We start from the raw sequence: 9,751 nt of genomic DNA, 5'->3' as shown, positions 1-9,751 counted from the left end.
CCATACGAACAGCGCGCCAGAAACGATTACCCGTCTCCTCGATATGGACGTGGAGCCCTTCTTGATTACGGCTTCCCTCGAGGCGGTATTGGCACAGCGGCTTGTTCGTGTGTTGTGCCGTGCCTGCCGTGAGCGCTATGTGCCGGAAGCGGAGGAGATGGATGAGCTCGGTGTGCCTGCCGCCTATCGCAAAGACCCGAAATTTGTGCTCTACCGTGCGAAAGGCTGCGCCGCCTGCGATTATGTGGGCTATATGGGCCGTACGGGCTTATACGAGATTATGTTGGTGGATGAGACGGTACGGGAACTGATTTTGGAACGCGCCATGGCCCACGAGCTGCGCCGCTATGCACGCAAAAAACAGGGCATGGTCATTCTGCGCGAAGAGGGATTGATCAAGTGTGTACAAGGGATTACAAGCCCTGCAGAAATCATCTCGAAAACAGACCGCTATGAAGATTAGGAGTTATCGCTATGCCTAAATATGCGTATAGAGCCTTGAATCGGGAAGGAAAGCAGCAGTTCGGCATTATTATGGCTGACACACAGGCCCTCGCACTCAACGACGTGCGCAGTTTGGGGCTCTTCCCGACGCATATCAAAGAAGCGACGCGCGCCGATGAGCGGCGGGCGCTGCGCCAAGGCAAAGGGGGCATGAACGAGTTTTATTTCGGCGGCGTCAAAGCCAAAGAAATCGTGGTGATGACCCGTCAGCTCTCCACGCTCATTGACGCGGGACTGCCGCTGCTGCGCTGTATCAACGTGTTGATCGCACAGCTGAAAGCGTCGAAGATGCGCGATATTCTGCGTGAAGTGTCGGCAGACATTCAGGGCGGCGCTACCTTCGCCGAGGCGCTGACCAAACACCCCAAACAATTTGACCGGCTCTATGTGAACATGGTGCGCGCCGGTGAAGTGGGCGGTATGTTGGAAGAAGTACTCCAGCGTCTTGCCATATTCATGGAACGGCGGCAGGCGCTGAAACGGCGCGTACAAAGCGCCATGATCTATCCGGTGGCGGTGATCGTCATCGCCATGGGTATTGTGACCTTCTTGCTTGCGAAAGTGGTGCCCGTCTTCGCGGAGATTTTTACCGAGTTTGGCGCGGAACTGCCCGCGCCCGCCCAATTCCTCGTGAATGCCGGTGACTTTGTGCTCTACAAGTGGTGGATTGTCGTCACCATCTTTTGTTGGATCACCATCGGTATTAAACTCATGACAAAATCAAAGCAGGTGAAGCGCGTCTTTGACCGCGTCATTCTGCGCGTGCCCCTTGTGGGGGACTTGATTGTCAAGGTTGCTGTGGCGCGCTTTTCACGTACGCTGGGTACCTTGATTACCTCGGGCGTGCCCATCTTGCAGGCGTTGAAAATTACGCGCGAAACCATTGCCAACGAAGTGATCCAAAACACGGTGGACAATGTCTATGACAGCGTACAGGACGGCTGTACCATTGCCGCGCCCTTGGATGAAAGCAAGGTCTTCCCCGCCATGGTGGTCAACATGATTGACGTGGGCGAAGAGACGGGCGCTTTGGACGCCATGCTTTCCAAGGTGGCCGATATTTATGATGCTGAAGTTGAGGCGGCTGTTGAAAATATGCTCTCGTTGATGGAGCCCATGATTATCATTGTTCTTGGCGGTATAATCGGTTTTATCGTTATTTCGCTGTATTTGCCCATTTTCTCGCTGGGCGATGCCATTTCAGGAACATGACAAGAAACCGAACATCAAGATTATTGTGAAGTTAGTTCACATTTTAAGCCCGTAATGCGGTACACTTATAAGGCAGGTACTGCGCGCTACAGTGACTGTAAAGTGAGTGCTGTATCCGCAATATAACTGAAATAAAGAACAATAATTGGACAGGTATTCTTAATGAACCGCTTAACGTGATGGCGGTCAAAGGAGGACAAGTAATGAAAGGTAAAAGAGGTTTCACTCTCGTGGAATTGCTCGTGGTTATGGCGATTATCGCCATTCTCGCGTCCATTGTCGTGCCCAACGTGGTGAGATACATTTCCCGTGCACGGCTGACGCGGGCAGTCTCTGAAGTAAACGGCATGCAGCTGTCTTTGACCGCTATTCTTACCGATGCCGGGCGCGGCAATCTTACCCAATTGTTTGCAAAAAGTGCGGTTACAGAAGCCGGTTTTTGGCCCACAACGACCGACAATCCAAACCTTTTCAATCCGGAAATGTTCGAGAAGGCACTTGATCTCTATACCCGACTTACCTATGATCTGATTCGGATGGGCCGTGATTGTCTGCGTTCCAGTGCCGGGTCTGACGTTCAAGCTTTTATGCAGCATGATCTGCTCGCGAAATTGGGCACAAATTATATGGATGTCGGATTAGATCCTTGGGGTCAGGTCTATCGTATATGGCCGGGTCCGTGGCGTTTTTCCACAGTCGGTCTGGTTAGTCCCAAACGTTGGCCCATTCCTTTCCGTATTTTTAGTGTAGAGGCTTCGTCAGGCTCAGGAGCCAGCAACTTCGCTGTAAAGAAAGATGAGTACATGCTCAGAGGCGGTGTGCGCGAAGACCTTATCGCAGACGTCTTTGCCGGCATCATTGAAGACTATGAGACATGGCCGAGCCGTGTCGGTCTGCCTGCGGAAGCCAATAAACCCTTCTATATCTGGTCCTATGGCAATAACAACATGAACAGCCAGATGTTATACCGTGGTGTTTATGCAGAAGATCCATTGGATGCTGACAACGGTTGGTACAATGTAGATGAAGATGGTTCTATTGGCGGCGGCGACGATATTAACAACTGGGATAGCGGCACGAGCTGGCAGCGCTTCTATCAATAAGATTCTTTTTTTGGGGCGGCATGGCAGGATGTTATTACCTGCCATGCCGTGTCGAAGCCTGCGGCCGCAACGATGATTCTTGCCGCAGTCTATGAGTTAGAATCTGTGGCGCGCGCCGAAAGCGGTGCCGCCTTTTGTTGGCTGCAGAAATAGGATGATGTAACCCGTGAGATCTAAAGCCTTTCCATACAAGAAGCCCCTTCGAAAAAGACCGGGATTTACCTTGGTGGAATTGCTCGTCGTTATAACGATTATCGGTATTTTGACGGGCATCGGTCTTCTCGCAACGACTTTTTTCGCAAAAGACGATGTACGCGCTACAGCACGGATCATTTACACCATGCTTCGGGCGGCACGGGTCTATGCGATGGCCTATAATGTAGAAACCGCCGTCGTTTATAGTTTGGACAATGCCGTTAATCTCGACGCTAACGGCGTTCCTCACCCGAATGTTATCGAGGACAGTATCCGGACAGATGGAAACGCGCCCTTGACGCTGCGCAGCATCCGTTCAGCCACTTTAATGTATCGTATCCCCGATGCTTTTAACGCGCGGCCCAATTTTCCCGACGATGTAATTGTGGGCAGGGATATGAACGCGCAAAGCGCGGAGCTTGTGTCTTGGGATGCAATCGGAACCTTCGTGCCTATCGGCGGTGAGGGCGATCCAAAACCCCTTCCCGACGGCTATAGTCTCTTGCTCTTCCTTCCAATACCAGAGTATGAGCTTGAGGCTATACTTCACCCTGAGGACGAGGGCGAGGGAGAGGGAGAGGAATTGAAAGAACTAACTTTTGCCGCCGAGCCCGTGTATCAGATGGATTGGGGGCTGATACATGATTATTCGCCGGAGAAACGAGATATGCTGATGGACTATAATCAGCAGATGGATCGGTGGATGCGGGACGGATCGACGGGACCGTTTCGCTCGGGGCTGGCGCAAATCGGCATATCGCAGGTGTACACCTATCCGTTGTCCATAGAACTGCTCGAATCGGGAGAGTGGGACATTCAACGGGACTTGATACGCCCCCATATGGCCCATGTTTTTAAGCCTGATGGAAGTCTGAAAAGCCGAATTAATCAAGAGCGCTATCGTATGTTGGTGGGGCCCGAACCTGATGCGATGGTGGAGGATCGCGTGATGGTGATCGGAGAGGATAAGTATCTGCCTGTGGGCATTTATATTGAAATCAATCAATCTACGGGGGCAGTGAATTTAGGATCATGAACACGGTAACCATGAAAAACACAAATCGCGGCGGTTTCAGCTTGGTGGAAGTGCTGGTGGCGTTGGTCATTGTCGCCGTCGGTATCGTGTCCATTTTGCTGATCTTTCCCATGACCTTGGAGAGACAACGCGTCAATAATCTGCGCAGCGTGGCGGGCAAGACAGCGCAGACTGAATTAAACCAAATCAAAGCGAGCGATGCAAACCAAAACTTTTTTGACTGGCTTGCCGACAACAAGCTTGTTTTCGTCAACCCTGAGCAGCACTTTGAATCGGAGTTTATTCAAGCTCAGGTCGTTTCCTGTCATTCCATGGGCGAATATAACCGAGGATTGTATCGTGTCACCCTAGGCTTGCGTCTATGGGATAACCGGATGGAGTACTACACGACTTATGTCACCGATCGTTGAGTACAACTATAAATCACGGCACGGCTTCACCCTTTTGGAATTGCTGGTGTCGATGGCTATATTTGTCGCGGTGATCGGCAGCGTCTTGACCATTTTCACGAGCGTGACCAATACGGTACGGCGCTCCTACCGCACCATGGATGTCTATGAAAATGCACAAGCTGTTTTTGCTGTTATTGAACGGGATGTAAGGCGTAGTTTCTCGTACTCTAACAATCCCGATGGCTTCAAGTTTTATGGGGAGCCTTACGGCTTTTCCATGGTCGGTATTTCGTCGGACAATGAGCTTGGAAGGCTAAGCTATGTGGTGCATCCGGATACGTCGCGTATGGATCCAACCAGCGAGCGCGGGGAACAGATAACCTTGTTTCGGCCTTGGTCGTATCTGGCGCAGCCTAACCCCGCTGCACCGGGCTATTATGATCTGGGGGCTTATTATAATCTGACCGGCGACTATATCGAATTGGAAGTGGAAATCATTTACGGGCTCCTTCTTCGCGTTTACGAAGACGGTATTTCCAATCTCAATAATTTTCCGTGGATCAATAGAGTTCTCGAGGATGAGCGGTTGAAGGAACCTGTTTTGGCATCCCATATGCCGCAGTCCCGTATTGAAACATTGCTCAACGATGCTTCAAGTGCCTCTAGCCAAGAATTCCCCCTGTTATCCCGATATCTGTGGGCGCTCATCGATAGCATGGATCAGCTAACGGTTGGTATTCCCGCTGCCACGCAGCGGCTTATCGAACAGTCTGAAAAAAATCACTATTGGATCCAATTGCTTCAAGGTCCGGGAATCCCTTCTGTACCTTGGGATCTATGCAATCTTTGGTGGTCAGAGAATGTGGATCGATTCTGGTTTGACCACAAAAAACCTTCGGGACTTAAATTTCCGAATGAGGAAAAAGATGAGAATCGCCGGTTTTTGTGGGACTATGTGGTGGCACGGGATTTCGTGATGATGAGTTTTCTGCTTGATCCGGCAACGGGGCAGCGTATCATCACCGAGGATGGACAATTTGTCCCTGTGGCAGGTCCGAATCCGTATCTATTCAACAGTGCTGCCGACTACCGATATTTTGATCCCATCTTAAAATATGCGGTGGAAGAAAGAGGCAAGCGTAAGACCACCTTTAACACGCTCTATGATTTGGATTTCCCCATGGCACAAGCACAAGGCGCCGGCGCTTATCAGGTGCTGAGCAGTCTTATTATCGGCAATGAGGTGCAGTCTAACCCGCAAGCCATGAATCATGCCCTTTCCGTCATGATGGAGGATCGACAGTTTTACGATTTAGGATCGCCGCTGCAGCCCCGTTCGCCCGTTTCTCTTGATCTCTGTTTTTGGGTGGTAGATGAATCCTCCGCGCAAGGGGGGCCCTTGGATATTCATCGTTTTTCTCAAACGATTTTTCTGCATACGGGCTATAAACGCAGCAGCCGTTCCGTACGCTAATCGCTTTTCCCGCTTCGCTCGAGCGGTGTTGCGGGCAGCCCATTCCGCTGTGGCAAAGAAATTTTCAGCGGATACAGGTGTATCAGAGGGTAGAATTGGCGTATAATTCTCTTAACACGGTTAACGCGTTTTCCTCCGGCTGCTTTTAGGCTGAGAAAAGCCGCCCCCTTTGAAAAGACTGTGGGATAGACGCGTGAACAGCTGTTACATTCATCAGTCGCGCAGGCAGTATTCCGGGAGTCTTTTGTCCGTGCGGCGGTCTGTACCAAGGCCTCATCTTTTGTGTGCCGTCATCCCGGCAGTGTTGACGTGCCGCCTTTTAATCGGAACTCAAAGAGAAAGTAAAGTCATGAAAGCAAATAAAGACGCAGTAAACAGCGCGACCCATCGTCTTGAAAAAGACAGTCTCGGAGAACTTCCCGTTCCCGCAGAAGCCCTGTATGGGATTCATACGGAACGGGCGCGTCAAAATTTTGTGTTGGCGAAGCGTCCCGTTCATCCCGAACTCATCATCGCCTTTGGCGTGGTTAAAGAAGCTTGTGCCCGCGCCAATCAGCAGATCGGCGTCTGGCAGGATGCGCCCGAAAAGAGCGAGGCGATTATTCGCGCTTGTTCGGAAGTGGCTTCGGGATTGTTGAGCGAGCACGTTATTGTGGACGCCCTGCAGGGCGGCGCAGGCACCAGCACGAACATGAATGTGAATGAAATCATCGCCAATCGGGCGCTGCAGCTTCTTGAGAAAGCGCCGGGCCGTTATGATCTGGTTTCCCCCTTGGAAGATATTAATCGGCATCAATCGACGAACGATACCTTCCCCACCGCCTTGAAACTTGCCGTCATCCGCTTGATCCATCGCCTTGAAGGGCAATTGAAGATGCTCCACGATGCTTTTTGCGAGAAGGCGCAGCAGTTCGACGGGATCATTAAGATGGGACGTACCGAGTTCCAAGATGCCGTGCTTACCACGCTGGGACAAACAATGGGCGCTTTTGCTGCGGTGGTGCAGCGCGATTGTCAGCGTATGGGGGCTGCGGAAGCGGCGCTGTTGTCTGTCAATCTTGGGGGTACCGCTATCGGCACAGGTTTCGGCGCGCCGCCGCCTTATCTCGCCCAGGTTGTGGATCACCTGAAAGAATTGAGCGGCCTCGAATTTAGTCAAGCGGAAAACCTTGTTGACGCCACGCAAAACGCCGATGCTTTCATTGAGGTGTCGGGGCTGTTAAAGACCTGTGCCTCCTCCTTGCTCAAGATCGCCACCGATTTGCGGGTCATGTCCTCCGGTCCTAATACGGGCATTGGCGAAATTAACTTGCCGCCCATGCAGGCAGGTTCGTCCATTATGCCGGGCAAGGTAAACCCCGTTATCCCGGAAGCGGTCAGTCAAGTGGCTTTTCTGATCATGGGTTATGATCTCACCATTACGCAGGCCTGTGCACGGGGCGATTTAGAACTGAACGCCTTCTTGCCCTTAACGGCGGATTGTCTGCTCTATGGCATCGATCTGCTCGTGCAGGCATGTCAGACGCTGCGCACCCGCTGTGTGCAGGGCATTACCGCCAATGAAGATCGCTGTAAAGAACAGGCGGAGGTCGCGCTGTCCACGGCGTCCATATTGCTTCCTGTGCTGGGCTATGAAGGCGCCCATAAGGCGGTGAAGGACGCTGCGGAAAAGGGCGTATCCCTTCGCGATCATGTCATTGAAGCGGGATATCTTGCCGCTGCCGGTTTCAACGCCTTGATGCTCGCCGAAGCGGCGGCATGGACCAATAAACCGAAGGTGGAAAGCAAGGAGAAGGAAAAGGATTGATGCGCAGCACGCCCAAATCTCTGCGTTTGCACATTGGCCTTTTCGGGCGGCGCAACGTGGGGAAATCGAGTTTGCTCAACGGGATTACGGGGCAGCAGGTTTCTATTGTCTCTGAATATGCAGGGACAACGACGGATCCTGTTGAAAAAGCCATGGAGCTGCTGCCGCTGGGCCCGGTACTTTTTATTGATACGGCGGGCTTGGATGATATGGGCGCTTTAGGTCAGCTGCGCTCCGACCGAAGCCGTTCCGTCTTTGATCGGGTTGATGTGGGCGTCATTGTTTGTGCGGCGGGCGAGTGGCAGGATTTTGAAAAAGAACTGCTCAAGGAACTGCACAGCCGCCAGGTGCCCGTGGTGGTGGTCTTCAATAAATGTGATACGGCGGAACCCTCGGCGCAGCTGGTCGGCGCGTTGATCGACGAAGACAACGTGCAGCGTGTGGTCATGGCGACGCTTACCGAAGGCAAGGGCTTGCCCGAGTTTCGGCAGGCGCTCTTGGACGTGGCTCCTGCCGATTATGTGGAGCAGCCCAGTCTGCTCGGCGATTTGGTCGGGGCCGATGAGCTGGCAGTTCTGGTGGTGCCCTTGGATAAGGAGGCGCCCAAGGGGCGGCTCATTATGCCGCAGGTCCAGAGTATCCGCGATCTGCTTGACAACAACGCTTCTTGTGTCGTGACCAAAGATGTGCAGCTGCGCGATACGCTCGTGAAATTAAAAGAACCGCCCAAGCTGGTGATCACGGATTCGCAAGCGTTTACGAAAGTGGCTGAGGTAACTCCGAAATCGGTGCTCATGACGAGCTTTTCCATTCTCTTTGCGCGCTTTCGCGGCGATCTCGTGACCCAGGTGGCGGGGGCATTGGCCATTGATTCGCTGAAGCCCAATGACCGCGTCTTGATTGCCGAATCGTGCAGCCACCATCCCATTGAAGATGATATTGGCCGAGTGAAGATCCCGCGCTGGCTGACCCAATATGTGGGCGGCCCCTTGCAATTTGATTCGGTGCAAGGGCATGATTTCGCCATGGATTTGAGTGCCTATCAGCTGGTGATCCATTGCGGCGCTTGTGTGACCAATCGGCGCGCCATGTTAAGCCGGCTCTTGAAATGCAGGCAGGCGGGCGTTCCCGTGACCAATTACGGGCTTGCCATTGCTTTCAGCTTGGGCATTTTTGAGCGTGCCCTGGAGCCCTTCCCCGATGCCTTGGAGCTGCTGCGTCGAAAAGAAGCGGAACATAATGCTTGACCTCGCTGTTTCAGTAAAGGCAAGGCAGCGCTCCGCCGCCGGTTTCGGAGCAACAGCCGGCCCGTATCGTCGATGTTTGAGCGGCGTGCGTGACGATGGGACGATCCGGCACAGGAAACAGGATATAGATCATGGATGAGCTCCGCACAAATCTCCATACCCAAACGATTGAGCAGTGGCTTCGCGAAGAGGATTCGGAGCGGTTGCAGCACTTGTGGAACGCCGCCAATGAGACGCGCAAAGAGTACGTGGGCGATGAGGTGCATTTGCGGGGGCTGATAGAAATCTCCAGCTATTGTATTCGTCATTGCGCCTATTGCGGGCTGCGCTCCGACCATCGCGAATTACAACGCTACCGCATGTCTGAAGCGGAAATTATGGGCTGTGTCAAAGAAGCGTGCGCCTATGGGTATGGTACAGTCGTGCTCCAATCGGGCGAGGATTACGGTATCAAAGCGGAGTGGCTGGCCGGTGTAGTGCGACAGATCAAAAAGCAGACGCCTTTGGCGGTCACCTTGAGTTTGGGCGAGCGTCCCGACGAAGATTTGATCGCGTGGCGCGAAGCGGGCGCCAATCGGTATCTCCTGCGCTTTGAGACGTCGAATCGAGCACTCTACGATGAAATTCATCCGCCCACAAACCGACAAGAATTGAGCGATCGTATCGCCATGCTGCGACGGCTCAAGCAATTGGGCTATGAGGCGGGCAGCGGGGTTATGGTCGGCATCCCGGGACAAGATTACACGGGCTTGGCGAAGGATATCGCCCTCTTCCGTGAGCT

At 52.8% G+C, this 9,751-nt stretch carries 9 protein-coding genes; all 9 read left to right on the top strand.

Going from position 1 to position 9,751, the window contains the following annotated elements:
• Positions 1–463 (top strand): type II secretion system protein GspE (locus GX117_00715; protein NLO31868.1); only part of this gene is annotated, 463 nt, incomplete at its 5' end.
• 11 nt (positions 464–474) lie between these two features.
• Positions 475–1,716, top strand: a complete 1,242-nt coding sequence (gene gspF, locus GX117_00710; GenBank protein ID NLO31867.1) for a type II secretion system inner membrane protein GspF — start codon at positions 475–477, stop codon at positions 1,714–1,716.
• Between the two features lie 203 nt (positions 1,717–1,919).
• Positions 1,920–2,819 (top strand): prepilin-type N-terminal cleavage/methylation domain-containing protein, encoded by a 900-nt coding sequence (locus GX117_00705; protein ID NLO31866.1) that lies wholly within the window; start codon positions 1,920–1,922, stop codon positions 2,817–2,819.
• Between the two features lie 166 nt (positions 2,820–2,985).
• A complete protein-coding gene (locus GX117_00700; protein NLO31865.1) occupies positions 2,986–4,050 on the top strand; it encodes a prepilin-type N-terminal cleavage/methylation domain-containing protein in 1,065 nt (354 codons plus the stop codon).
• Positions 4,051–4,061: 11 nt separating this feature from the next.
• On the top strand, positions 4,062–4,460 hold the full coding sequence (locus GX117_00695; GenBank protein ID NLO31864.1) for a prepilin-type N-terminal cleavage/methylation domain-containing protein: 399 nt from the start codon (positions 4,062–4,064) through the stop codon (positions 4,458–4,460).
• Positions 4,444–5,916, top strand: coding sequence for a prepilin-type N-terminal cleavage/methylation domain-containing protein (locus GX117_00690; GenBank protein NLO31863.1), 1,473 nt, complete (start codon positions 4,444–4,446; stop codon positions 5,914–5,916). Before GX117_00695 ends, GX117_00690 begins: the two co-directional genes overlap by 17 nt.
• Positions 5,917–6,265: 349 nt before the next feature.
• On the top strand, positions 6,266–7,723 hold the full coding sequence (locus GX117_00685; GenBank protein NLO31862.1) for an aspartate ammonia-lyase: 1,458 nt from the start codon (positions 6,266–6,268) through the stop codon (positions 7,721–7,723).
• Positions 7,723–8,970: a [FeFe] hydrogenase H-cluster maturation GTPase HydF gene (hydF, locus tag GX117_00680; GenBank protein NLO31861.1), complete on the top strand. Its 1,248-nt coding sequence runs from the start codon at positions 7,723–7,725 to the stop codon at positions 8,968–8,970. The genes GX117_00685 and hydF overlap by 1 nt, the downstream gene beginning before the upstream one ends.
• Positions 8,971–9,101: 131 nt before the next feature.
• A partial coding sequence (hydE, locus tag GX117_00675) for a [FeFe] hydrogenase H-cluster radical SAM maturase HydE (protein NLO31860.1) occupies positions 9,102–9,751 on the top strand: 650 nt, incomplete at its 3' end.

This window comes from Candidatus Hydrogenedentota bacterium (assembly GCA_012523015.1).
Lineage (GTDB): Bacteria > Hydrogenedentota > Hydrogenedentia > Hydrogenedentales > CAITNO01 > JAAYBJ01.
Note: the sequence above shows the minus strand (reverse complement) of the source record. Positions and strands in the feature narration are given on the sequence as shown.